The organism is Micrococcus sp. Mcc28 (assembly GCF_024519775.1).
GTDB lineage: Bacteria > Actinomycetota > Actinomycetes > Actinomycetales > Micrococcaceae > Micrococcus > Micrococcus luteus.
In genome coordinates, this window is the sequence record NZ_JALJRH010000006.1 from 14,601 (window position 1) to 38,672 (window position 24,072).

Below are 24,072 nucleotides of genomic sequence, written 5' to 3' on the forward strand. Positions count from 1 at the left end.
GGCCCGGCCCCGTGCCCGCATGGCACAATGAGGGACAGTCGTCATGTACACCACGCACCAGTGAGGGACAGCCATGAGCCACACCGCGAACACCGCGCACACCGAGCCCACCACCCGTCGCGCCGCCCGCCGCGGCGCCGTCGAGGACGTCGTCGTCACCGAGGACGGCCTGGTGCTCAACGACCCGACCCACCTCGAGCTGCCCGGCCACGGCAACTCGCCCGGCGCGTGGGCCATGGTGGCGCTCGTGCTCGTCGGCTTCGTGGCCGGCTGCGTCGGCCTGCTCGCCGACTGGAGCGTCGTCGTCTGGATCGGCGTGGCCCTGATGGCCGTGGGCGTCGTCGTGGGCATCGTCGCCGGCAAGGCCGGCGCGGGTCGCGGCCAGCACGGTCACTGATCCGCGTGTCCGTCCTCCAGGAGATCATCGACGGCGTCCGCGAGGACCTCGAGCCTCGTCGCCGTGCCGTGCCCGAGGCGCGCCTGGCCGAGCTGGTGGCCGCCACCCCTGCGCCGCGCGACGCCCACGCGGCCCTGCACGGCGGACGCACCGACCCCGCGGGGATCCGGGTGATCTCCGAGGTGAAGCGGGCGAGCCCCTCCAAGGGCGCGCTCGCCGAGATCCCCGAGCCGGCCACCCTGGCCCGCGCGTACGAGCGCGGCGGCGCCAGCGCCGTCTCCGTGCTCACCGAGGCCCGCCGCTTCGGCGGCAGCCTGGCCGACCTGGACGCCGTGCGCGCCGCCGTCGATCTGCCGGTCCTGCGCAAGGACTTCACCGTCACCGAGTACCAGATCCACGAGGCCCGCGCCCACGGGGCCGACCTCGTCCTGCTGATCGTGGCCGCCCTCGACGACGCCGAGCTGGCCGGCTTCCTGCAGCTCACCGAGTCCCTGGGCATGCACGCCCTCGTGGAGGCCCACACGCCCGAGGAGATCGAGCGCGGCGTCGCCGCCGGCGCCCGCATCCTCGGCGTCAACGTGCGCAACCTCAAGACCCTCGACGTCGACCCGGCCCGCTACGCCGCGCTGGCCGACGGGCTGCCCGAGGACGTCGTCCGGGTCGCCGAGTCGGGCGTCGAGTCCGAGGAGCAGATCAAGGCCTACGCCGCCGCGGGCGCCGACGTCGTGCTCGTGGGCGAGGCCCTCGTGCGCCACGGCGCCCCCGAGGAGGCGCTGCGCGCGTTCCGCGCCGCCTCCCTCACCGTCCGCTGACCGAACCAGACCCGAGGAGCGTGGTCGCCATGAGCGCCGACCGTCCGAGCACCGAGCCCGCGATCGAGTTCGAGGGGCCCTATCAGGGTCAGGCCGGGCCCTACTTCGGCGACTACGGGGGGCAGTGGATGCCCGAGTCCCTCATGGCCGCGCTGCAGGAGCTCACCCGAACCTACGAGGAGGCGCGGCAGGACCCCGCCTTCGAGGCCGAGCTGCGGACCCTGTTCCGGGACTACGTGAACCGGCCCTCCCTGCTGAGCGAGGTGCCGCGGTTCGCCGCGGACACCCCCGGCGTGCGCATCTTCCTCAAGCGCGAGGACCTCAACCACACCGGCTCGCACAAGATCAACAACGTGATCGGCCAGGCGCTGCTCGCCCGTCGCATGGGCAAGACGCGCCTGATCGCGGAGACCGGCGCCGGTCAGCACGGCGTGGCCACGGCGACGGCGGCCGCGCTGTTCGGCATGGAGTGCACTGTGTACATGGGGGAGGAGGACACCCGCCGCCAGGCCCTGAACGTGGCCCGCATGCAGATGCTCGGCGCCGAGGTGGTCCCCGTGGCGATCGGCGCCCGCACCCTCAAGGACGCGATCAACGAGGCCCTGCGGGACTGGGTCGCCTCCGTGGACACCACGCATTACCTGATGGGCACGGTCACGGGCCCGCACCCGTTCCCCGCCATGGTGCGCTACTTCCACTCCGTGATCGGCGAAGAGGCCCGCGAGCAGATCCTGGCGCAGGCCGGCCGCCTGCCGGACGCCGTCGCGGCGTGCGTGGGCGGCGGGTCCAACGCGATGGGCCTGTTCCACGGCTTCCTCGACGACCCTGAGGTGGAGCTCTACGGCTTCGAGGCCGGGGGCGAGGGCCTCGAGACCGGCCGCCACGCCGCGTCCATCACGCTCGGACGCACCGGCGTGCTGCACGGCGCCCGCACGTACCTGATGCAGGACGAGGACGGGCAGACGATCGACTCCCACTCGATCTCCGCGGGCCTGGACTACCCGGCCGTCGGCCCGGAGCACGCCTTCCTGCACGACACGGGCCGCGCCGTCTACGAGCCGGTCTCGGACACCGAGTGCATGGACGCCTTCCTCCGGCTCACGCGCACCGAGGGCATCACGCCCGCCATCGAGTCGGCCCACGCCCTGGCCGGCGCGCTGCGCCTGGCCCGCCGCTGGGCGGACGAGGGCCTCGTGGGGCCGGACGCCCCGGAGGGTCAGGAGCGGATCATCATCGTGAACCTCTCCGGCCGCGGGGACAAGGACGTCGCCACCGCGGCGGCCTGGTTCGGCCTCGGCACGGCCACGGAGGAGAAGGACCCGCTCGAGGAGATGACCCCCGGAGAGGAGCAGTGACCGGCATGACCGTGCACTCCAAGACCGCCGCGGCCCTGGATGCCGCGAAGGCGGCCGGCCGCACCGGCCTCGTCGCCTTCCTGCCGGCCGGCTACCCGTCCGTGGACGAGTGCGTCGAGGCCGTCGTCGCCGCCGCGGACAACGGCGCCGATGTCATCGAGCTGGGCCTGCCCTACACGGACCCCGTGATGGACGGCCCCGTGATCCAGGCCGCGACCCAGGCCGCCCTGCAGGCGGGTTTCCACGTGGCCGACGTCTTCGACATCATCCGACGGGTGACCCAGCGCACTGACGCCGCGGTGCTGGTGATGACGTACTGGAACCTCGTGGACCGCATGGGCGTCGACGAGTTCGCGCGCCGCCTCGCCGAGGCCGGGGGCGCCGGTCTCGTCACCCCTGACCTCGTGCCCGAGGAGGCCGGCGCCTGGATGGAGGCCTCGGACCGTCACGGCCTGGACCGCGTGTTCCTCACCGCGCCCTCGTCCACGGACGAGCGGGTGCGCCTCACCGTCGACTCCTCCCGCGGCTTCGTGTACGCGGTGTCGGTCATGGGCGTCACCGGCACCCGCGACGCGGTGTCCACCGTCGCCGAGACCGTGGTCCGCCGGGCCCAGGATGCCGGGGCGGAGCACGTGTGCGTCGGCCTCGGCGTCTCCCAGGCGGCGCACGTCCGCGAGATCGGCGCCTACGCCGACGGCGCGATCGTCGGCACGGCCCTGGTGCGCGCGCTGACGGACGGCGGGCCGCAGGCCGTGGGCACGCTGACCCGCGAGCTCGCGGCCGGCACGGTCCGAGAGGGCTGAGGGTGACCGCCGCCCTGGCCCCGCTCGCCGCCTTCCCCGCCCCCGGGTGGGACGGGTTCCAGCTGGGCCCGGTGAAGATCCACGCGTACGCGCTGTGCATCATCCTGGGCATCGTCCTGGCCCTGTGGCTCGCCGAGCGCCGGTGGCGCGCCCGCGGCGGCCCCGAGGACCGCGTGCTCGACATCGCCCTGTGGGCCATCCCGTTCGGCTTCGTGGGCGGGCGGCTCTACCACGTGTTCTCCTCACCGGACCGGTACTTCGGGCCCGGCTTCGACGGCACGGGCGACCCGATCCAGATCCTGTACGTGTGGAACGGCGGACTCGGTATCTGGGGCGCGATCGCCCTCGGCGCCGTGGGCGCGTGGATCGCGTGCCGCCGCTACGGGCTGCGGCTGACGGCCTTCGGCGACGTCGTCGCGCCGGGCATCCTGCTGGCCCAGGCCATCGGCCGGTGGGGCAACTGGTTCAACCAGGAGCTCTTCGGCGGCCCGACGACCCTGCCCTGGGGGCTCGAGGTCGACCCGGCCAGCCCGAACTTCCCGGCCGGCTACGCCCCGGACACGCTGTTCCACCCCACGTTCCTCTACGAGTGCCTGTGGAACCTGGCCGGGGTCGCGCTGCTGCTCCTCGTGGACCGCGCGCTGCACCTGCGCCACGGCCTCATGCTGTGGTCCTACGTCGCCTGGTACACCGCGGGCCGCACGTGGATCGAGATGCTGCGCATCGACGACGCCGAGATGGTCACGCTCTTCGGCGTCACCCAGCGGCTCAACGTGTGGACGTCCCTGCTGGTGTTCGTCATCGCCCTCGCGTTCATCGTCGGGATCCTGCTGCGCCATCGCGGCGCGGCCGCCGGCCCCCACGCCCACCAGAGCGTGTGGCGCGCCGGGCACGCCCCCGAGGGCGACGACGGCGCCGCCGTCGCCGCGGGCCGCTCCGGGTCCCACGCCGTGGGCGCGGCGGAGGACGACGCCGTCCGGCGCTGACCCGCTCCCCGGCGCGCCCGCGAGGGGCGCCCGGGGCCCCGGTGTCCCACATGGTGGACATTCGGCGTGTCACAGAACGTCCGGTTCCGCACAGTGGGACGTCGCGCCCGGTAGCGTCTCTTCCACCTCGGGGCCGTCGGCCCCGAGCGTCGGGGCCAGCGCCGTCCCCGTCCGAGCCCCTGCTCTCCGGAAAGGACGGCACCATGCCCGTGGCATCCTCGCCCGCCTCGGCCCCCCGCGCGGGGGGACCGGTGGATCCCTTCGTCCGCTATGCGGACGTCCCCGCCGCCCAGGGCCTCTACGACCCGTCCCGGGAGACCGAGAACTGCGGCCTCGCCGTCATCGCCACCCTGCGGGGCACCCCGGGCCACGACATCGTCCAGCACGCGCTGACCGCCCTGCGCGCGCTCGAGCACCGCGGGGCGGTGGGCGCCGACGAGGGCACCGGCGACGGCGCCGGCCTGCTGACCCAGATCCCCGACGAGCTGTTCCGTGCCGTCGTCGACGCCGAGCTGCCCCCCGTGGGCGAGTACGTCGCCGGCACCGCCTTCCTGCCGCCCGTCGACGGCGAGCGCGCCGAGGCGAAGGAGGCCGTCGAGCGGCTGGCCGAGGAGGAGGGGCTGCAGGTCCTGGCGTGGCGCGAGGTGCCCACCGACCCCTCGGCCCTGGGCGTCGGCTCCCGGGCGGCCATGCCCGCGTTCGAGCAGCTGTTCCTGTCCCTGGCGGACGGTCAGGACGGCACCGAGCCGGGGCAGTCGCTGGACGTGCGGGCGTGGCGGGTGCGCCGCCGCGCCCAGTCCCGCGCCGGCGTCTATTTCCCCTCGCTCTCGTCCCAGACGATCGTCTACAAGGGCATGCTGACGACGGCCCAGCTGGAGCCGTTCTACCCGGACCTCTCCGACGAGCGGTTCACCACCCGGCTGGGCGTGGTCCACTCGCGGTTCTCCACCAACACGTTCCCCTCGTGGCCGCTGGCCCAGCCGTTCCGCACCATCGCGCACAACGGCGAGATCAACACGGTCAAGGGCAACCGCAACTGGATGCGCGCCCGTCAGGGCCAGCTCAAGCACCCGATGCTCGGCGAGGTCCCCGAGGACCTGTTCCCGCTGATCAGCCCCATCGGCTCGGACTCGGCCTCCTTCGACGAGGTCGCGGAGCTGCTCATGCTCTCCGGGCGCCCGCTCACCCAGGCGATCATGATGATGATCCCGGAGGCGTGGGAGAACCACGCGACCATGGACCCGGCCCGCCGCGCCTTCTACCAGTACCACTCCATGCTCATGGAGCCCTGGGACGGACCGGCCGCCGTCGCCTTCTCCGACGGCACCCAGGTGGGCGCCGTGCTGGACCGCAACGGCCTGCGCCCCGCCCGCTGGTGGGTCACCGACGACGGCCTCGTCGTCCTGGCCTCCGAGGTCGGCGTCGTGCCGATCGAGCCCTCGGCGGTGGTGCGCAAGGGGCGCGTGGCCCCGGGGCGCATGTTCCTCGTGGACACCGAGCAGGGCCGGATCATCGGCGACGACGAGATCAAGGCCGAGGTCGCCTCCGCCCAGCCGTGGGAGGACTGGGTGCGCCAGAACCTCCTGGACCTGGAGTCGCTCCCCGAGCGCGAGCACGTCCGCCACACCTCCGAGTCGATCCTGCAGCGTCAGCGCATCTTCGGGTACACCTCGGAGGAGCTGCGCATCCTCGTCGGGCCGATGGCCCAGACGGGCGCCGAGCCGCTCGGTGCGATGGGCACGGACACGCCCATCGCCGTCCTCGCCAAGCGGCCCCGGCTGCTCTTCGACTACTTCGTGCAGTCCTTCGCCCAGGTGACGAACCCGCCGCTCGACGCGATCCGCGAGGAGCAGGTGACCTCGATGCGCACCGCGATCGGCCCGCAGGGCAACGTGCTCTCCCTCGAGCAGGTGCGCACCCGCCAGGTCGACGTCCCGTTCCCCGTGATCGACAACGACCAGCTGGCCCGCATCCAGCACCTGCGCGACGCCGACGGCACCCGCCTGACCCTCAAGGTGAACGGCGTGTACCGGGTGGCCGGAGGCGTCGAGGAGCTCCGCGCCCAGCTGAAGGCGATCTGCGAGCAGGTCTCGGCCGCCGTCAACCGCGGCGTGGAGTACGTGGTGCTGTCCGACCGCGGCGCCACCGCCCAGTGGGCGCCGATCCCGTCCCTGCTGCTGACCTCCGCCGTGCACCACCACCTGCTGGCCTCGGCCAACCGCACCAAGAGCTCGCTGATCGTCGAGGCGGGCGACGTGCGCGAGGTCCACCATGTGGCCGTCCTGCTCGGCTACGGGGCCTCCGCGGTCAACCCGTACCTGGCCATGGAGTCCGCCGAGGAGCTCGTGCGCACGGGGGAGGTCTCGGGCGTCACCGCCGAGCAGGCCGTGGCGAACCTGATCAAGGCGCTCGGCAAGGGCGTCCAGAAGATCATGTCCAAAATGGGCATCTCCACGGTCGCCTCCTACACCGGCGCCCAGACGTTCGAGGCGCTCGGCCTGTCCCGGCGCTTCGTGGACCGCTACTTCGTGGGCACCACGAGCCCGCTCGACGGCGTGGGCATCGACGTCGTCGCCGCCGAGATCCAGGCGCGCCACGAGTTCGCGTATCCGCCGGACGGCAACGACATCAACCCGTACCGCGAGCTCGAGGTGGGCGGCGAGTACCAGTGGCGGCGCGAGGGCGCGCCGCACCTGTTCAACCCCGAGACCGTGTTCCGCCTCCAGCACTCCACGCGGGAGCGGCGCTACGACGTCTTCAAGGACTACACGCGTCGCGTGGACGACCAGGCGGAGGAGCTCATGACCCTGCGCGGGCTCATGCGCCTGCGTACGGGCGAGCGGCCGCCGGTGCCCGTCTCCGAGGTGGAGCCCGTCGAGTCGATCGTGCGCCGCTTCTCCACCGGCGCGATGTCCTACGGCTCCATCTCGCAGGAGGCGCACGAGACCCTCGCGATCGCCATGAACCGCCTCGGCGCCCGCTCGAACTCGGGCGAGGGCGGCGAGGACCCCGAGCGCCTGCTGGACCCGGAGCGCCGCTCGAAGATCAAGCAGATCGCCTCGGGCCGGTTCGGCGTCACCAGCCTGTACCTGGCCACCGCGACCGACCTGCAGATCAAGATGGCCCAGGGCGCCAAACCCGGCGAGGGCGGCCAGCTGATGGGGACCAAGGTGTACCCGTGGGTCGCCCGCACGCGGCACTCGACCCCGGGCGTCTCCCTGGTGTCGCCGCCGCCGCACCACGACATCTACTCGATCGAGGACCTGGCGCAGCTGATCCACGACCTCAAGCGGGCCAACCCGACCGCGCGGGTCCACGTCAAGCTCGTCTCCGAGTCCGGCGTGGGCACGGTGGCCGCGGGCGTCGCCAAGGCGCGCGCCGACGTCGTGCTCATCTCCGGCCACGACGGCGGAACGGGCGCCTCCCCGCTGAACTCCCTCAAGCACGCGGGCACCCCGTGGGAGATCGGCCTGGCCGAGGCGCAGCAGACGCTCATGCTCAACGGCCTGCGCGAGCGCGTCACCGTCCAGGTGGACGGGCAGCTCAAGACCGGCCGGGACGTCGTGATCGCCGCACTGCTCGGGGCCGAGGAGTTCGGCTTCGCGACCGCCCCGCTCGTGGTCTCCGGCTGCATCATGATGCGCGTGTGCCACCTGGACACGTGCCCCGTGGGCGTGGCCACCCAGAACCCCGAGCTGCGCGCGCGCTTCACGGGCAAGCCCGAGTTCGTCGTCAACTTCTTCGAGTTCATCGCGCAGGAGGTCCGCGAGCTGCTCTCGCAGCTGGGCTTCCGCACGCTCGACGAGGCGATCGGCCACCGCGAGCTGCTCGACGTGGACGCGGCCCTGCACCACTGGAAGTCCGAGGGCCTGGACCTCTCGGGCATCCTCGCGGACCCCTCCGTCGGCCGGCGTCCGGGCCACGAGGACGCGCCCATGCGCCGCACCACCGAGCAGGACCACGACCTCGCCTCCCACATCGACCACCGGTTCATCGCCCGGCTGGGGGACACGCTCACGACGGGCACGCCCGTCGTGATGGACGAGGCCGTCGTGAACACGGACCGGTCCGTGGGCACGCTGCTGGGCTACCACGTCACGAGCACGCGGCTCGCCGACGAGCTGGACGACGACACGATCACCGTGCGCCTGACGGGCGAGGCCGGCCAGTCCCTCGGCGCCTTCCTGCCCGCCGGCGTCACCCTGCGGCTCTCGGGCGACGCCAACGACTACGTCGGCAAGGGCCTGTCGGGGGGACGCGTGATCGTCCGCCCCGACGCCGAGGCCCCGTTCGTGGCCGAGGAGAACACCGTGGCCGGCAACGTGATCGGCTACGGCGCCACCTCGGGCCAGCTGTTCCTGCGCGGCCGCGTGGGGGAGCGGTTCCTCGTGCGCAACTCCGGCGCCACCGCGGTGGCCGAGGGCATCGGCGACCACGGCCTGGAGTACATGACCGGCGGTGAGGCGCTGATCCTCGGCGAGACCGGCCGCAACCTCGCCGCCGGCATGTCCGGCGGGCGGGCCTGGGTGCTGGACCTGGACCGGGAGGACCTGAACCCACTCGCCGTCCGCGAGGACGCCCTGATCCTCGAGGCGCCGTCCGCGCAGGACCGGCTGCGGATCGCCGAGCTGCTGGAGCTGCACCGCGCGGAGACGGGCTCCGCCGTCGCCGCCGCGCTGCTCGCCGACCTGCGGGCCGGCGGGGACGCCGCCGACGCCGCGTGGGACCGCTTCACGACCGTCCTGCCCCGGCAGTACGACCTCGTGCTGCGCACCCGTCAGGCCGCGACGGCCGAGGGACTCGACCCGGACGGGGAGGCCGTCTGGGACCGACTGCTGGAGGTGACCCGTGGCTGATCCGCGCGGATTCCTGAAGAACCGGGAGCGCGTCGAGCGCCCCACGCGTCCGGTGCCGGTGCGCATCATGGACTTCAAGGACGTGTACGTCCGCCAGGACGAGGCGATCGTGCGCACCCAGGCCGGCCGGTGCATGGACTGCGGCATCCCGTTCTGCCACTCCGGGTGCCCGCTGGGCAACCTCATCCCGGAGTGGAACGACCTGGTCCGGCGGGGACGCTGGGCCGAGGCCGCCGCGCGACTGCACTCGACCAACAACTTCCCCGAGGTCACCGGGCGGATCTGCCCCGCCCCGTGCGAGGACTCCTGCACCCTGGGCATCAACCAGCCCGCGGTCACCATCAAGCAGACCGAGGTGGCGATCGCGGAGCAGATCTTCGACAACGACTGGCTCGAGCCGGTCGTGCCGGCCCGCCTGAACGGCCACACCGTGGCCGTCGTCGGCTCGGGCCCGGCGGGACTGGCCGCGGCGCAGCAGCTCACCCGCGCCGGCTTCACCGTGGTGGTCTACGAGCGCGACGAGCGCCTCGGCGGCCTGCTGCGGCTGGGCATCCCGGACTTCAAGCTGGAGAAGGACGTCCTGGACCGGCGCCTGGCGCAGATGGAGGCCGAGGGCACCCGGTTCCGCACCGGCGTGGAGATCGGCGTCGACCTGCCCTGGGACCAGCTCAAGGCCCGCTTCGACGCCGTGATCGTGGCGACCGGCGCCCCCGTGGCCCGCGAGCTGCCCGTCCCCGGCCGCGGCCTCGACGGGATCCACCTCGCCATGGACTACCTCGTGCAGTCCAACCGCGCGGTCGCCGGCGACGAGGTCCCGGACCAGATCTCCGCCGAGGGGCGCCACGTGGTGATCCTCGGCGGCGGCGACACGGGCGCGGACTGCATCGGCACCGCGCACCGCCAGGGGGCGGCGTCCGTGACGACGCTGGCGATCGGCCAGCAGCTGCCGGTCGAGCGCCCCGTCCACCAGCCGTGGCCCACGATCCCCAAGGTCCACCAGCAGACCACGGCCGACGCCGAGGGCGGCGCCCGCGCGCACCTTGCCTCCACGGTCGAGTTCCTCGGCGACGAGCACGGCCGCGTGCGCGCCCTGCGCGTGGCGGAGACCGAGTACCGCGAGGACGGCACGCGCGGGCCCAAGGCGGGCACCGAGCGCGAGGTCCAGGCGGACCTGGTGCTGCTGGCGCTGGGCTTCACCGGCATCGAGGAGGGGCTGCTCACGCAGCAGCTCGGCGTGCACGTGACACGCGGGCTCGTGGCCCGGAAGGACGGGTACGAGACCGACGAGCCGGGCGTGTTCGCGTGCGGCGACGCCGGGCGCGGCGCCTCCCTGGTGGTCTGGGCCATCGCCGAGGGGCGTGCGTGCGCGCAGGAGGTCGACGAGTCGCTCGAGCGCTGGTCCCGACTGCCGCACCCCGTGGACCCGGACGACCGCGGCCTCGTCCTCGGCTGAGTCCTCCGTCTCATCTTCCGACGCCACGCGGGCCCGCCCTCCACCGAGGGCGGGCCCGCCCCCTATCGTGGGTCGCATGCGACACGCGAAGATCATCGCCACCTTTGGGCCCGCCACCGACTCCGACGAGACCACCCGCGCCATCATCCGCGCGGGGGCGGACGTCGTCCGCCTCAACATGAGCCACGGCGACCACGCGGCGCATGAGACGTCCTACGAGCGGGTGCGTCGGCTGAGCGTGGAGGAGCGGCGCCCGGTCGCGATCTTCGCGGACCTCCAGGGCCCCAAGATCCGCCTCGGCCGCTTCACCGACGGCCCGCATCTGCTCGAGAGGGGCGATCGGATCACCATCACCACCCGGGACGTGCCCGGGACCCGCGAGCTGGTCGGCACCACCCACAAGGGGCTGCCCGGGGACGTCGCCCCCGGTGACGTGCTCCTGGTGGACGACGGCAAGGTGCGCCTGCGCGCCGTCGAGGTCACGGACACGGACGTGCTGGCCGAGGTCGAGGTGCCGGGCATGGTCTCGGACAACAAGGGGATCAACCTGCCCGGCGTGGCGGTGAACGTGCCGGCCCTGTCCGAGAAGGACGAGCGGGACCTGCGCTGGGCGCTGCGCACCGGCGTGGACATGGTGGCGCTGTCCTTCGTGCGGGACGCCGCGGACGTGGACCGGGTGCACGAGATCATGGACGAGGAGGAGCGCCGGGTCCCGGTCATCGCCAAGATCGAGAAGCCCCAGGCGGTGGAGAACCTCGAGGCCATCGTGGACGCGTTCGACGCCATCATGGTGGCCCGCGGCGACCTCGGCGTGGAGCTGCCGCTCGAGGACGTGCCCGTGGTGCAGAAGCGCGCAGTGGACCTCGCCCGCCGCTGGGCGAAGCCGGTCATCGTGGCCACGCAGGTGCTCGAGTCGATGATCGACAGCCCGCGCCCGACGCGCGCCGAGGCCTCGGACTGCGCCAACGCCGTGCTCGACGGCGCGGACGCCGTCATGCTCTCGGGCGAGACCTCGGTGGGCGCGTATCCGGTCGAGACGGTCCAGACGATGGCCCGGATCATCGAGTCCACCGAGACCCACGGCCTCGAGCTCATCCACCCGCTCGGCTCGCGTCCCCGCACGCGCGGCGGCGCGATCACCCGGGCCGCCGTCGAGGTCGCGAACCAGCTCGAGATCCCGTTCCTCGCCACGTTCACCGAGTCCGGCGACTCGGCCCGTCGGCTCAGCCGCCTGCGGCCGCGTCAGCCGATCTACGCGTTCACCCACCACGAGCACACGCACAACATCCTGTGCCTGACCTGGGGCGTCTACCCGAAGATGGTCCCGTTCCAGGACTCCACGGACAAGATGACCCTCCAGGTGGAGCAGTCGCTCACATCGGAGGGCATCGCCCAGCACGGCGACCTCGTGGTCATCGCCGCCGGGTCCCCTCCCGGGGCCGTGGGCTCCACGAACACGCTGCGCGTGCACCGCGTGGGCGACGACGCCGCGGGCGGCTCGTCCGCCGCCTCGCCGCAGACGCGCGAGCCGGTCGGCTTCTGGCCGGCCCGCTCCCCGCTCTGACGAGCGCGCGGGCGCCGCTCAGCCGACCTGGTCGATGACGGCCTGCGCGACCTCCCGCATGGTCAGGCGCCGGTCCATGGAGGTCTTCTGGATCCAGCGGAAGGACTCGGCCTCGGTCAGGCGCATCCGCTCCTGGAGCAGCGCCTTGGCCCGGTCCACGATCTTGCGGGTCTCCAGGCGGTCGCCCAGGTCCCGCACCTCGGCCTCGAGGCTGCGCAGCTCGTCGAAGCGGGCCACGGCCAGTTCGATGGCGGGGACCAGGTCGGCCTCGGTGAAGGGCTTGACCACGTAGGCCATGGCCCCGGCGGTCCGGGCGCGCTCCACCAGCTCGCGCTGGCTGAAGGCGGTCAGCATGACCACGGGGGCGAGCCGTTCCCCGGCGATCTCGCCCGCAGCCGCGATGCCGTCCATCACGGGCATCTTCACGTCCATCACCACGATGTCCGGGCGGTGCTCGCGCACGGCCTCGACGGCGGCGCGGCCGTCGCCGGCCTCGGCGACCACCCGGTAGCCCGCCCCGGTGAGCACCTCCACCAGGTCGAGGCGGATGAGGGTCTCGTCCTCGGCGACGACGGCCCGCAGGCCGGTCTCCTCGGGAGGCGTCAGCGTGGACACGGCAGCTCCTTCGCGCGGGCCGGGACGGCGTCGGTGCGGCGCCGCTGGTGGTCCACCAGGCTACCGTGCGCGATGAGTGCGGCGCGGGCGCGGCGGCGGTGACCCCCCCGCCGGAAGGCCGGGGACGCCGGGTCGGGGCGCTGATAGGGTGATCGAGTCCCGCCTCCGGGCGGCACTGCCCGAATGGTGGAATCGGTAGACACGCCGCACTCAAAATGCGGTGCCGAGAGGCGTGTGGGTTCGAGTCCCACTTCGGGCACCGTCGGCGCGCGGCCACCCGCCGTGGGCGCCGTGTCCGTGACCGATCGACCCGAGATGAGTGGTGTCCTGTGCTCCTGACCAGCCTCCTGCTGACCCTCCTCTCGGTGGTGGCGGCCGTCCCGGCCTCCCGGGCGCTGGGCAGGGACGCGGGCTGGGTCCTGGCCGCACCCCTGCTGGCCGCGGCCGGCGTGCTGATCGCGGCGTGGACGGGCGACGTCCGGACGGAGCACCATCCGTGGATCCCCGCGGTCGGGGTGGACCTCGACCTCCGGCTGAACGGCCTGGCCCTGGTGTTCGCCATGATCGTCCTCGTCATCGGCGCCGCGATCCTCGCCTACTCCAGCCGGTACCTCAGTCGGGACCGCACGGAGAGCCGACCCGGCTCCTTCTACCTGCTGATGACCGCGTTCGCGGCGTCGATGCTGCTGCTGGTGCTCGCCGACAACATCGTGGTCCTCTTCGTCGCGTGGGAGTTCACCTCCTTCACCTCCTTCTTCCTCATCGGGCGCTCGGGGGACCATGCCCGCGACCCCGCGATCCGGACCCTGCTCGTGACCGTGGGCGGCGGCCTCGCGCTGCTGGCCGCCGTCGCCCTCATGGCCGTGCGGACCGGCACTGCCTCGCTGTCCGGGGTGTTGGCCTCGGACGTGTGGTCCGAGGCGGGCTTCACCACCACGGTCGCCGTCCTGCTGGCGGTGGCCGCGTTCACCAAGTCCGCCCAGTTCCCGTTCCAGGCGTGGCTGCCGGACTCCATGGTGGCCATCTCCCCGGTCTCCGCCTACCTGCACGCCGCGGCGATGGTCAAGGCCGGCATCTTCCTGCTGCTGGTGTTCAGCCCGGTCCTGGCCGGGAACCCGGTGTGGTCCGCGCTGTTGATCGGCTCGGGCCTCATCACGGCCCTGCTGGGCGCCGTCTCCGCGATCCGTCGCCACGACCTCAAGGGTCTGCTGGCCTACTCCACGATGAGCCAGTTGGGCCTGCTGGTGACCGCCATCGGCATCGGCACCCCCGTCGCGCTTACCGCGGCGATCGTGCACACCGTGGCGCACGCGCTGTTCAAGTCGGCGCTGTTCATGCTGATCGGCGTGGTCGACCACGAGGCCGGCACCCGCGACCTGCGAGAGCTCGCGGCCCGCCACGTGCGCATGCCGGTCACCGGCACGGCGATCGCCGTCGCCGCCCTGTCGATGGCGGGCATCCCGCCGCTGTTCGGCTTCATCTCCAAGGAGGGCCTGGTCGAGGCCGCTCTCGGGACCCCCGGTCCCGCATGGCTCCCCGTCCTCGTCACCGCCGGCATCGCCCTGACCTCCGTGTTCACCGTGGCCTACTCCGGCCGTCTCGTGCTCGGCGCCCTGGGCCTCTGGGGTCCAAGCCCGGACGGGGCCGCCCATTCGTGGCCGACCGGCCGGGAGGACGAGGTCCACGAGGCTCCTGCCACCTTCTGGGGCGTGCCCGTGCTGGCCGCGGCCGCGGGCGTGGCCCTGGGCCTGCTGCCCGGTGTGCTGGACACCCCCGTCTCCTACGCGGCCGAGGCCGCCTCCGGCGCGGAGGTGCACGCGCACCTGGCGCTGTGGCACGGCGTGAACACGGCCCTGCTCGTCTCCGCCGCCATCATCGTGCTCGGTCTGCTGCTGGTGGCCTTGCGCCGCCCGGTGGAGCGCGTGGCCTCCCACGCCGCCCTGCCGTTCTCCGCCCTGGATGCGGTGGACGAGGTTCGGCACCGGCTGATCGGCGTCGGCGCGGTCGTCTCGCGCGCCTCCGGCACCCTGGCTCCCCGCCCCCACCTCCTCATCCCCGCCCTGGTCCTGGGGCTCCTCGCCGTGGCCGGTGTCGCCACGATCGAGGATTTGCCCGCCGTCGTCGGCCAGCCCTCGCGCTGGCACGACTGGGTGCTGGTCGTCCTGGTGGGTGCCGGCGTGATCGCCACCATCCGCGCCAAGACGCGCATCGCCGCCATGGTGGTGGTCGGCGTCGTAGGGTTCGGCATGACCCTGTGGTTCCTCACCCTCGGCGCCGTGGACGTGGCCCTGACCCAGCTGATGGTCGAGGTGCTCACGGTGTGCGTCATGGTGCTGCTGCTGCGCCGCCTGCCCGCCCGCTTCAGCGACGAGCCGACCCCGCGCAGGATGCAGGCGGTCCTCGCCGCCTCCGTCGCCGGCGTCGCCGCGACCCTGGGCGTGCTCGCGTTCACCGGCCGCTCCAGCATGTCGGAGATCGCCCACTTCTACCTGACCCAGAGCTATGCCCAGGCTGGGGGGACCAACGTGGTGAACGTGATCCTCGTGGACTTCCGCGCCGTGGACACGTGGGGCGAGATGACCGTGCTCGGGGCGACGGCGCTGACCATCGCGGCCCTGTTGCTCAACCGTCGGCCGACGCCTCCACAGCCCTCCGCCGTGGACATGCGCTCCCCACTCGCCCACGTGCGCGAGAACCTCGTCCACATCCGGGTGTTCGGCCGTGTCTTCGGCGTGCTGATCATCCTGCTGTCCGCGTTCCTGCTGCTGCGCGGGCACTACGAGCCCGGCGGCGGCTTCATCGCCGCACTGGTCGCCGGTGCCGGCTACGCCCTGCTCTACCTGGCCGCCGACTCGGACACGGCCCCAGAGTTGCGGTGGCCGTACCTGGCCTTCATCGGCTCGGGCATCGCCGTCGGCACCGCGACGGGGATCGTCGGTTACCTCACCGGCAAGGGCTTCCTCGGAGCCGCGGGAGTGAAGGTCCTGGACTACGGGCTCTCCACCACGCTCGCGTTCGACATGGGCGTGTACCTGGCCGTGATCGGCCTGATCGTGGCCGCGTTCTCCCTGCTCGGCCCCGAGCGGCCGGGTGAGGACCCGCTCCGCGCCTCGAGCCGTGACCCCGGCGTCGCGCCGGCGGCCCCGTCCTCCGATCCCTCGGCCCCGACCACCACGACTGCACGAGAGGAGGTCACCCGATGACCGTCGCCCTTACCGTGGGACTTCTGACCTTCGGCGCGTTCTACCTGTTCTCCAAGCGCGAGCTGCTGCGCGTGATCCTCGGCATGGTCCTGCTGGGCCACGCCGCCAACCTGGCCATCATCGCCGCGGGCGGCACCGACCGCCGCGGGCTGCCCTTCGCGGGGACCTCAGACGTCGAGGTGCAGGCCGATGCCCTGCCGCAGGCCTTCGTCCTGACCGCTATCGTGATCGCCTTCGCGATCACCGTGCTGCTGCTCGCGCTGGCCGTCACCGGGCGCGCGGACGACGCGGTGGCCTCGCCGGGGGAGACCCGCGACTCCCTGGAGCAGGCCGCCGCCGACGCACGCTTCCCGCGCGAGGAGCGGCACGCCGCGGCCGGCCGGATCGCGCAGCACTACGCCGGCCAGGGCCCGGAGGTGCGTCGATGAGCGCCGTCCCGCTGGGCCAGCTGCTGCCCCTCTTCGCCGCCGTCCCGCTGCTGTCCGCCGGTCTGCTCGTGCTGGCGGGGGAGCGTCCCCGCCTCCACCGGGCAGTCCTGTTCGCGGTGCTCGGACTCGTCACCACCGGCGGGCTGGCCCTGGGCGTCCACGCCCTCGACGGGTCCGTGCTCGCCACCTCGCTGGGCGGCTGGCCCGGGGGCATCGGGATCGGCTTCGCAGCGGACATGCTGTCCGCCCTGATGCTCGTGCTCACGAGCGCCCTCACGATCGTGGGCGCGGCGTTCGCCTACGGCTCCCGCGTCGCTAACTCCCAGTTCTTCGCCCCGCTGCTCCTGATCCTCATCGGCGGAGTCAACGGCGCCCTGCTGACGGCGGACCTGTTCAACCTGTTCGTGTTCATCGAGGTCATGTTGGTGCCCAGCTACGGCCTCTACGTCCTCTCCGCCAACCGCCGTGAGCCCCTGCGCCGAGTGGACGGGGCGCGGCTGTACGTCACCCTCAACCTGCTAACCTCCACGATCCTTCTGGTCGGCGTCGGCTTCGTCTACGGGCTGACCGGCTCGGTGAACCTCGCGATGCTCGCCGGGTCCGCCGCGGCGGACCCACGCATCGCGATCGCCGCGGGCATGGTGCTGTTCGCACTGTCCATTAAGGCCTCGGTGGCCCCGCTGCACGGCTGGCTGGCCTGGGCGTACTCCTCGACCTCCCCGGCGGTGACGGCCCTCTTCGCCGCCCTGCACACCAAGGTCGCCGTGTACGGGCTCTACCGGATCTACTCCGTCATGTACGACGGCGATGCGCGTCTGCTGCCGCTCATCCTGGTCCTGTCCCTCGCCACCCTCGTGGTGGGTGCGCTCGCCTCGGTCGGTGAGCACGGTGTGCGCGCCGTGTTGTCGTGGCAGATGGTGAGCGGCATCGGCGGCATCCTCGTCGGACTCGGGCTCTCCACGCGCCTGGGTCTCGCGGCGGGCCTGTTCTACCTCGTGCACCACATGGTGGCGATGGGCTGCCTCCTGATGGCGGCCGGCGCGATCGAGGTGCGCTACGGCACCGGCCGTCTCGCGGACCTGCAGGGCCTGGCCCGGCGCGAGCCGCTGATCGCCGTCGCCTTCTTCGTGGGCCTGCTCTCCCTGGTCGGCATCCCGCCCTTCTCCGGGTTCGTGGGCAAGCTCATGCTCGTCAGCGCCGGCCTGGACGCCGGCCGCGGTGTCACCGCTGCGCTGGTGCTGGGCGCCTCCCTGGTGAGCCTGTGGGCTCTGCTGCGGGTGTGGGACGCCTGGTTCTGGGGCGCTCCGACGGCCCCACACGGGCACCGCGAGCGCCTGGCCACCGCGGCCATGCCCATCGTGGGCCGGGCGGGCTCCGTGCCGTCGCCCTCTGGCCGCGGCTCGAGCACCGACCACGAGCGCACCGAGTCGTGGGCCTCGCAGGAAACCCTCGATCCGCCCACGGGCGTGCTGCCGGTGACCGTGGATCCGGACGAGGACGTCACGCGCTCCCGCATCCCAGGCCGGCTGGCCGCCCCCGCCGTCGTCCTAGCTATGGCCACCCTCGCCCTCGGGCTCGGCGGTCAGGCCCTGTGGACCGTCACCGACCTCGCGGCTCAGGGCCTGATGGACCCCAGCAGGTACATCGAGGCGGTGCTCAACCCATGAGCACCGCACTCCCGCAGCCTCCGGAAGGAGACGCCCCCATGCACACCGTCGCCCCCGCCGACGGGACCGTCGACCTGGCGCCCGGCACGGCCTCCGCCGTGTCCTGGCCTTGGCGGTGGCTCGTGTTCTGGTGCTGGTACGCGTGGGCCCTGGTGACCTCTTCGAAGGCGGTCATCAAGGACCTCGTCACCCCCGGCGTCCAGGCGCGCTCGGGCATCGCCCGCGTGCGCAGCAACTGCCGCACGGACGCCGAGGTCACCCTGCTCTCGGCGCTGATCACCCTGACGCCCGGCACGTTGACGCTGGGCACCCGGCGTGCCGGCGCCGTCGGTGACGAGGACGGTGACCCGGACGCGCGGCGCCTGCTCTACGTGCACGGCCTGTACGCTGACGACGCCGACGCCCTGCGCGCGGAGATCCACGACATGGAGGCGCGCATGCTCCACGCGATGCGGAAGACGGGGGTGGCATGATGCCCTTCGCCTACGACTGGTCCCTGGTGGGGATCGACCTGGCCATCGCGCTGCTGACCGTGTCGGCGCTCGTGTCCGCGTACCGGATCGTGGTGGGCCCGCTCGACGCGGACCGCGCGGTCTCGGGCGACCTGCTCACGTTCAGCGTGCTCGGGATGCTCGTGCTGTTCGGCGTCCGGGCGGACAACCCGTGGACGTTCGACTTGGTCCTGATCGCCGCGGTCGTGGCCTTCCTGTCCGGCATGTCCCTGGCCCGCGCGCTCACGCGCGGCGAGCGTTGAGGAGGTCGCACCCGTGGACGTCGTCCTGACCGCCGCCGGCTCCGTGCTCGTGGTGATCGGAGCCCTTGCGTTCGTCACCGCGGGACTCGGTCTGATCCGGTTCCCCGACCCCTACACCCGCGTCTCCGCCGTGGGCACCGCCGGCGGCGTCGGGATGATCCTGATCGTGGTGGGCGCCCTGCTACTGGCCCCGGGGGTGGCCGCGTTCGTGAAGGTGGCCCTGATCCTGGTGCTGCAGCTGGGCTCGGCCTCGGTGGCCACCATGGCCCTGGGCCGCTCGGCCTACCTCACTGGGGTGCCCATGAATCCGGGGCACTACGACGAGCTCGCCGAGGATACCCCCGGCCGCGAGGGTGGCCGAGCGGCCCCGCGCCTTCCGGACATGGACTGAGGCACGGGCCGGCCCGCCCGGGCGGCGTGCCTCAGCGCGCGTCGAGGAGCATGTTCGTCATGCGCACGGTCGAGAGCCGCCGGCCCTGCTCGTCCGTCATCACCACCTCATGGGTGACGAGGGTGCCGCCCAGGTGGACGGCGGTCGCGGTGCCGGTCACGAGGCCCGAGCGGACGGCCCGGTGGTGCGTGGCGCTGATCTCGACCCCGACGACGTTGCGGTCCGGCCCGGCGTGGATCTTCGCGGCCATCGAGCCCAGGGACTCGGCGAGGACGAGGTGGGCGCCGCCGTGCAGCAGCCCGACGGGCTGCTCGTTGCCCGCCACGGGCAGCGTGGCGACGGCGCGCTCGGCCGTGAGCTCGAGGAAGCGCAGACCCATCTTCTGGGCGAGGGGGCTGATCGCCGCGCCGCCGAGGGCGGTGACAAGCTCGGGCGTCAGACCGGCCTCGGCGCAGGCCGCCTCCAGCTCGGCGGGGCTCAGCTCGGGGGTGACGCCGGGGCGGTACACGCGCTCGGAGGCGGCGGGGGTGGTCTCGGTGTGCTCACTCATGAGCACTAGGCTGGCACACGCGACCGGCGCGCCCCGCGCCGCGCGCCGAGAGGAGACGTGAGCACCCATGGCGGCAGATCCGACCCCAGAGGCCCCGCAGCGGCTGCTGGTCCTGGACGGACACTCGATGGCGTTCCGCGCGTTCTACGCGCTGCCCGCCGAGAACTTCGCCACGGACACGGGCCAGAACACGAACGCCGTGTACGGCTTCACCGCCATGCTCCTGACCATGATCCGGCAGCAGCGGCCCACGCACGTGGCCGTGGCGTTCGACCTCTCCGGGCCCACGTTCCGCTCCGAGGAGTACGGTGAGTACAAGGCGGGCCGCTCCGAGACGCCCGCGGAGTTCGCGGGCCAGATCGAGCTGACCGTGAAGGTCATGGAGGCCCTGGGCATCCCCACGCTCACGCTGGAGGGCTACGAGGCCGACGACATCGTGGCCACGCTGTCCGCGCGCGCCGAGGAGGCGGGGTGGGAGGCCGTCGTCGTCTCCGGTGACAGGGACGCGTTCCAGCTCATCTCCGAGCGCACCACCGTGCTCTACCCCAAGAAGGGCGTCTCCGACATCCCGCCGATGGACGCGGACGCCGTCATGGCCAAGTACGGGGTCGCCCCCGCCCAGTACCCCGAGCTCGCGGCCCTCGTCGGCGAGGCCGCGGACAACCTGCCCGGCGTCCCCGGCGTCGGTCCCGGGTTCGCCGCGAAATGGCTGAAGCAGTACGGGGACCTCGACGGCGTGCTCGCACACGCGCACGAGATCACGGGCAAGAAGGGGGAGGCGCTGCGCGAGCATCTCGAGGACGTGCGCCGCAACCGCCGCCTCAACGCCCTCGTGCGCGACCTCGACCTGCCGATCGGGCTCGAGGCGATGCGGCTCGAGATGCCCGAGCGCGAGCCCGTGGAGGAGCTGTTCGACGCGCTGCAGTTCAACCGCATCCGGGAGCGCGTGTTCGAGGTGTTCGGCGAGCGGGTGGGCGAGGACGCGCCGCCCCCCGAGGTCGAGGCCGCCCCGGAGTTCACCGAGGCGACGACGGCCGAGGACGTGCGATCCTTCCTCGCCGCCGAGGCCGGCAACCTGCTCGGCGTCCACGTGGACGTCGAGGGCCCGGCCCTGCTGCCCCGCCGCAAGGTGCCCGTGCCCGGCACGTTCGGCACGCCCGTCGGCGTCGCGCTGGTGGGCGAGCACGCGGGCCTGCACGTCACCCTCGACGGCGACGCCCCGGACCCGGCGCTGGTGGCCGCCGTGCGCGAGGCCCTGGGCGAGGGCGGACTGGCCAAGGCCGTGCACGACCTCAAGCGCACGCTCAAGGCGCTGGCCGCGCCCACCGAGGGCGACGGGCTCGGCCCGGACGCGGCCCTGGACGGCGTGGTGGACGACGTGCTGCTCTCGGCCTACCTGATCCAGCCGGACCAGCGGGACACCTCGCTCGAGGCGCTGGCGGAGGCGCATCTGCACACCCCCCTCACCGCCCCGCGCGAGCCCGCGCAGCAGCGGGCGCAGGGGACGTTCGACCTCGACGGCGGGCAGGCCGCCGCCGAACGCGCGGACCGCGCCGCGGACGCCGTGCGGGCCGCCTGGGTGGTGCGCCGTCTCTCCACCCAGTTCACGCCCCAGGTGCTCGACCGCGGGGCCCAGCGGCTGCTGCAAGAGCTCGAGATCCCGCTCTCGCGGCTGCTCGCCCGGATGGAGCTGACCGGCATCGCCGTCGACGTCGACGCCCTGACCGGCCTACGCGAGGACTTCACCGACGCCGCCGACGCCGCCAAGGAGTCCGCGTGGGCGTCCGTCGCGGAGGAGACCGGCGGGATGCAGGTCAACCTCGGCTCGCCCAAGCAGCTGCAGGAGGTGCTGTTCGAGCGGCTCAACATGCCGCGCACGCGCAAGACGAAGACCGGCTACTCCACGGACGTGGACTCGCTGCAGGACCTGCTCGAGCAGACCCGGCACCCGTTCCTCGAGAACCTGATGGCCCACCGTGACGCCACGAAGCTCCGGCAGACCGTGGAGGGGCTGCTCGAGACCGTCGCCACGGACGGCCGCATCCACACCACCTACTCGCAGACCGCCGCCGCCACGGGCCGGCTGTCTTCGCTGCACCCGAACCTCCAGAACATCCCGGTGCGCACCGAGGCGGGCCGCCGCATCCGTGAGGTGTTCGTGGCGGACGAGGTGGCCGGCGAGCAGGCCGTGCTGCTCTCGGCCGACTACTCCCAGATCGAGATGCGCATCATGGCGCACCTGTCCGAGGACGAGGGGCTGATCCAGGCCTTCCGCGAGGGCGAGGACCTGCACTCGTTCGTCGGCTCGCAGGTGTTCGGCGTGGACCCGGACGACGTCACCGCCGAGCAGCGCGCCAAGGTGAAGGCGATGAGCTACGGCCTGGCCTACGGGCTGTCCTCCTTCGGGCTGTCCAAGCAGCTGAAGATCTCGGTGGACGAGGCGCGCGGCCTCATGAAGGGCTACTTCGACCGCTTCGGCGGCGTGCGCGACTACCTGCGCGACGTCGTCGCGCAGGCCCGACAGGACGGGTACACCTCGACGATCGAGGGGCGCCGCCGCTACCTCCCGGACCTCAGCTCGGACAACCGTCAGCTGCGGGACATGGCCGAGCGCGCCGCGCTCAACGCCCCCATCCAGGGCTCGGCCGCGGACATCATCAAGCGCGCGATGCTCGACGTGCAGGCCGGCCTCGAGGAGCACGGGCTGGCCTCGCGCCTGCTGCTGCAGGTCCACGACGAGCTCATCCTCGAGGTCCCGGCCGCCGAGCTCGACAAGGCCACGGCGCTCCTGAAGGAGCGGATGGGCCGGGCCGCCGAGCTCTCCGTGCCGCTCGACGTGCACGTCGGCCAGGGAAGGAGCTGGCATGACGCCGCACACTGACGCGCCGGAGGGTCCGTCGCTGCGGCGGCTGGCCGACGCCGCCGAGGACCGGCTCGGCGAGCACGGCCTCGCGCTGCGCGACCTCGGGGTCCTCGGCCCCGAGGACCCCGCCGCATCGCACTTCGCGGCCGCGGTCGAACGGGGCTTCTACGAGACGGTGCCCACGGGCGCCGCGCTCCGCCAGCAGCTCGAGGCCCACGCGGCCGACGGACGGCGCCGGCTCGGCGTCTACGCGCCGGGGGACGACCCGGCGGCCCGCCGCCCCGCCGCCACCTTCGAGGACTTCGTGCAGCCGCTGACCACGTGGCCCGGCCGCACCGTCGACGCCTGGCTGATCACCGACGTGACCGTCTCGCCGGACGCCCGCCGGCGCGGCGTGCTGCGGGCCATGATGCTCAGGTCCCTCGCGGACGCCCGCGACGCCGGCCTGTGCGCGGCCGCCCTGACCGCGACCGAGGCCGCCATCTACGGCCGCTTCGGCTTCGGGGCCGCCACCCGGTGGCACGCCGTGCGGATCGACGTCTCGGGCGCCCCCGCGTTCACGGGCGCCCCGGCCGGCGGGCGGGTCACGGTCGAGGAGCCGCGGGAGATCCCCGGCCTCGTGGACGAGCTGTACGGGCGGGTGCTGCCGGCCACCCCGGGCTCGGTCCAGCGGACCTCGTTCAGCGTGCCTCGCTGGGAGGACCGCGAGGCGAGTCGGAACGAGGGGCGCGGCTCGGGGCTGTACGCGGCGGTCCACCGCGACGACGACGGGCGGGTCCAGGGCGTCGCGCTGTATCGGTTCGAGGGCTGGGAGAAGGAGCCGCCCACGATCACCGTCACCGCGTTCCTCGCGGCGACCGCCGACGCGCGGCGCGGGCTCGTCCACCACCTGGCCCGACTGGACCTGGTCGAGCGGATCGAGTGGGGCCGCGCGCCCGAGCCCGGTTGGCTCGAGGCGCTCTTCGTCGACGAGCGGCGGGTGAGTCGGCACCGCGGCTCCGACGACCTGTACCTGCGGGTCCTGAACCTGCCCGCCGCCATGGCGGCCCGTGGCTGGGCGGGCGACGGGGAGGTCGTCGTCGCCGTCGAGGACGCGCTCGGCGCGATCGACGGGACGTGGCGGCTCACCGTCCGCCAGGGGCGCGGCGCCGCCGAGCGGTTGGGCCCCGCGGCCGACGCCGTGGGCCTGGGCGCGGGACTCCGGCTCGACGCGGCCCGGTTCTCCGCGCTCTGGCTCGGCGGGCACTCCCGCGGGGCCGGCGCCGCGGTGCTGGCGGAGGCCGGTGTCGTGGCGGAGCTGCGGGCCGGCGCGGCGGAGGCGTTCGACGGGCTTGTGCGACCCAGCCGACCCCTGCACACCCTCGTCGGCTTCTGA

At 73.2% G+C, this 24,072-nt stretch carries 18 protein-coding genes and 1 tRNA gene; 17 read left to right on the top strand and 2 right to left on the bottom strand.

All coding sequences use genetic code 11. The features are described 5' to 3' along the window. Positions 1-73 precede the first annotated feature (73 nt). The 8 genes from NR073_RS04330 (at position 74) to pyk (ending at position 12,226) form a co-directional block, all read left to right on the top strand. Positions 74-397, top strand: a complete 324-nt coding sequence (locus NR073_RS04330) for an HGxxPAAW family protein (RefSeq protein ID WP_036338645.1) — start codon at positions 74-76, stop codon at positions 395-397. Between the two features lie 5 nt (positions 398-402). Beyond that, entirely contained in the window at positions 403-1,209 is an 807-nt protein-coding gene (trpC, locus tag NR073_RS04335) for an indole-3-glycerol phosphate synthase TrpC (RefSeq protein ID WP_060973958.1), read from the top strand. A 29-nt stretch (positions 1,210-1,238) separates the two neighbouring features. Next, entirely contained in the window at positions 1,239-2,564 is a 1,326-nt protein-coding gene (trpB, locus tag NR073_RS04340; RefSeq protein WP_101967470.1) for a tryptophan synthase subunit beta, read from the top strand. Then, a complete protein-coding gene (trpA, locus tag NR073_RS04345) occupies positions 2,561-3,367 on the top strand; it encodes a tryptophan synthase subunit alpha (protein WP_049147612.1) in 807 nt (268 codons plus the stop codon). Before trpB ends, trpA begins: the two co-directional genes overlap by 4 nt. A 2-nt stretch (positions 3,368-3,369) precedes the next feature. Next, complete coding sequence (gene lgt, locus NR073_RS04350) at positions 3,370-4,353, top strand: prolipoprotein diacylglyceryl transferase (protein WP_010078757.1); 984 nt, start codon at positions 3,370-3,372, stop codon at positions 4,351-4,353. 203 nt (positions 4,354-4,556) lie between these two features. Continuing rightward, positions 4,557-9,209 carry a glutamate synthase large subunit gene (gene gltB / locus NR073_RS04355; protein WP_049147614.1) on the top strand — a complete coding sequence of 1,551 codons (4,653 nt, stop codon included), beginning with the start codon at positions 4,557-4,559 and terminating at the stop codon, positions 9,207-9,209. Beyond that, positions 9,202-10,662 carry a glutamate synthase subunit beta gene (locus NR073_RS04360; RefSeq protein ID WP_049147616.1) on the top strand — a complete coding sequence of 487 codons (1,461 nt, stop codon included), beginning with the start codon at positions 9,202-9,204 and terminating at the stop codon, positions 10,660-10,662. Before gltB ends, NR073_RS04360 begins: the two co-directional genes overlap by 8 nt. 76 nt (positions 10,663-10,738) lie before the next feature. Further along, complete coding sequence (gene pyk, locus NR073_RS04365) at positions 10,739-12,226, top strand: pyruvate kinase (RefSeq protein ID WP_256748654.1); 1,488 nt, start codon at positions 10,739-10,741, stop codon at positions 12,224-12,226. An 18-nt stretch (positions 12,227-12,244) separates the two neighbouring features. Here the strand turns inward: pyk and NR073_RS04370 are convergent, their stop codons facing one another. Next, positions 12,245-12,841, bottom strand: a complete 597-nt coding sequence (locus NR073_RS04370; protein ID WP_010078752.1) for an ANTAR domain-containing response regulator — start codon at positions 12,839-12,841, stop codon at positions 12,245-12,247. Positions 12,842-13,018: 177 nt separating this feature from the next. Between NR073_RS04370 and NR073_RS04375 the strand changes: the two genes are divergently transcribed. The 7 genes from NR073_RS04375 to NR073_RS04405 all read left to right on the top strand — a co-directional run bounded on the left by NR073_RS04375 (position 13,019) and on the right by NR073_RS04405 (position 19,284). Further along, positions 13,019-13,100 (top strand) — tRNA-Leu (locus NR073_RS04375). Positions 13,101-13,170: 70 nt separating this feature from the next. Next, positions 13,171-16,044, top strand: coding sequence for a DUF4040 family protein (locus NR073_RS04380; RefSeq protein WP_044658966.1), 2,874 nt, complete (start codon positions 13,171-13,173; stop codon positions 16,042-16,044). Next, the gene (locus NR073_RS04385) at positions 16,041-16,472 is read left to right on the top strand and encodes a cation:proton antiporter subunit C (protein WP_010078750.1); all 432 of its coding nucleotides are present in this window, start codon (positions 16,041-16,043) and stop codon (positions 16,470-16,472) included. The genes NR073_RS04380 and NR073_RS04385 overlap by 4 nt, the downstream gene beginning before the upstream one ends. Further along, entirely contained in the window at positions 16,469-18,139 is a 1,671-nt protein-coding gene (locus NR073_RS04390) for a monovalent cation/H+ antiporter subunit D family protein (protein WP_010078749.1), read from the top strand. Before NR073_RS04385 ends, NR073_RS04390 begins: the two co-directional genes overlap by 4 nt. A 38-nt stretch (positions 18,140-18,177) precedes the next feature. Next, entirely contained in the window at positions 18,178-18,612 is a 435-nt protein-coding gene (locus NR073_RS04395) for a Na+/H+ antiporter subunit E (protein ID WP_010078748.1), read from the top strand. Beyond that, positions 18,609-18,893, top strand: coding sequence for a monovalent cation/H+ antiporter complex subunit F (locus NR073_RS04400; protein ID WP_127435056.1), 285 nt, complete (start codon positions 18,609-18,611; stop codon positions 18,891-18,893). Before NR073_RS04395 ends, NR073_RS04400 begins: the two co-directional genes overlap by 4 nt. A gap of 13 nt (positions 18,894-18,906) precedes the next feature. Next, entirely contained in the window at positions 18,907-19,284 is a 378-nt protein-coding gene (locus NR073_RS04405) for a monovalent cation/H(+) antiporter subunit G (RefSeq protein ID WP_041102700.1), read from the top strand. A 31-nt stretch (positions 19,285-19,315) separates the two neighbouring features. Here the strand turns inward: NR073_RS04405 and NR073_RS04410 are convergent, their stop codons facing one another. Then, entirely contained in the window at positions 19,316-19,834 is a 519-nt protein-coding gene (locus NR073_RS04410; protein ID WP_127435055.1) for a PaaI family thioesterase, read from the bottom strand. Positions 19,835-19,901: 67 nt separating this feature from the next. Here NR073_RS04410 and polA point away from each other — a divergent pair, with 67 nt between their 5' ends. Then, entirely contained in the window at positions 19,902-22,715 is a 2,814-nt protein-coding gene (gene polA, locus NR073_RS04415; protein WP_230277975.1) for a DNA polymerase I, read from the top strand. Then, positions 22,699-24,072, top strand: a complete 1,374-nt coding sequence (locus NR073_RS04420) for a GNAT family N-acetyltransferase (RefSeq protein ID WP_135019263.1) — start codon at positions 22,699-22,701, stop codon at positions 24,070-24,072. The genes polA and NR073_RS04420 overlap by 17 nt, the downstream gene beginning before the upstream one ends.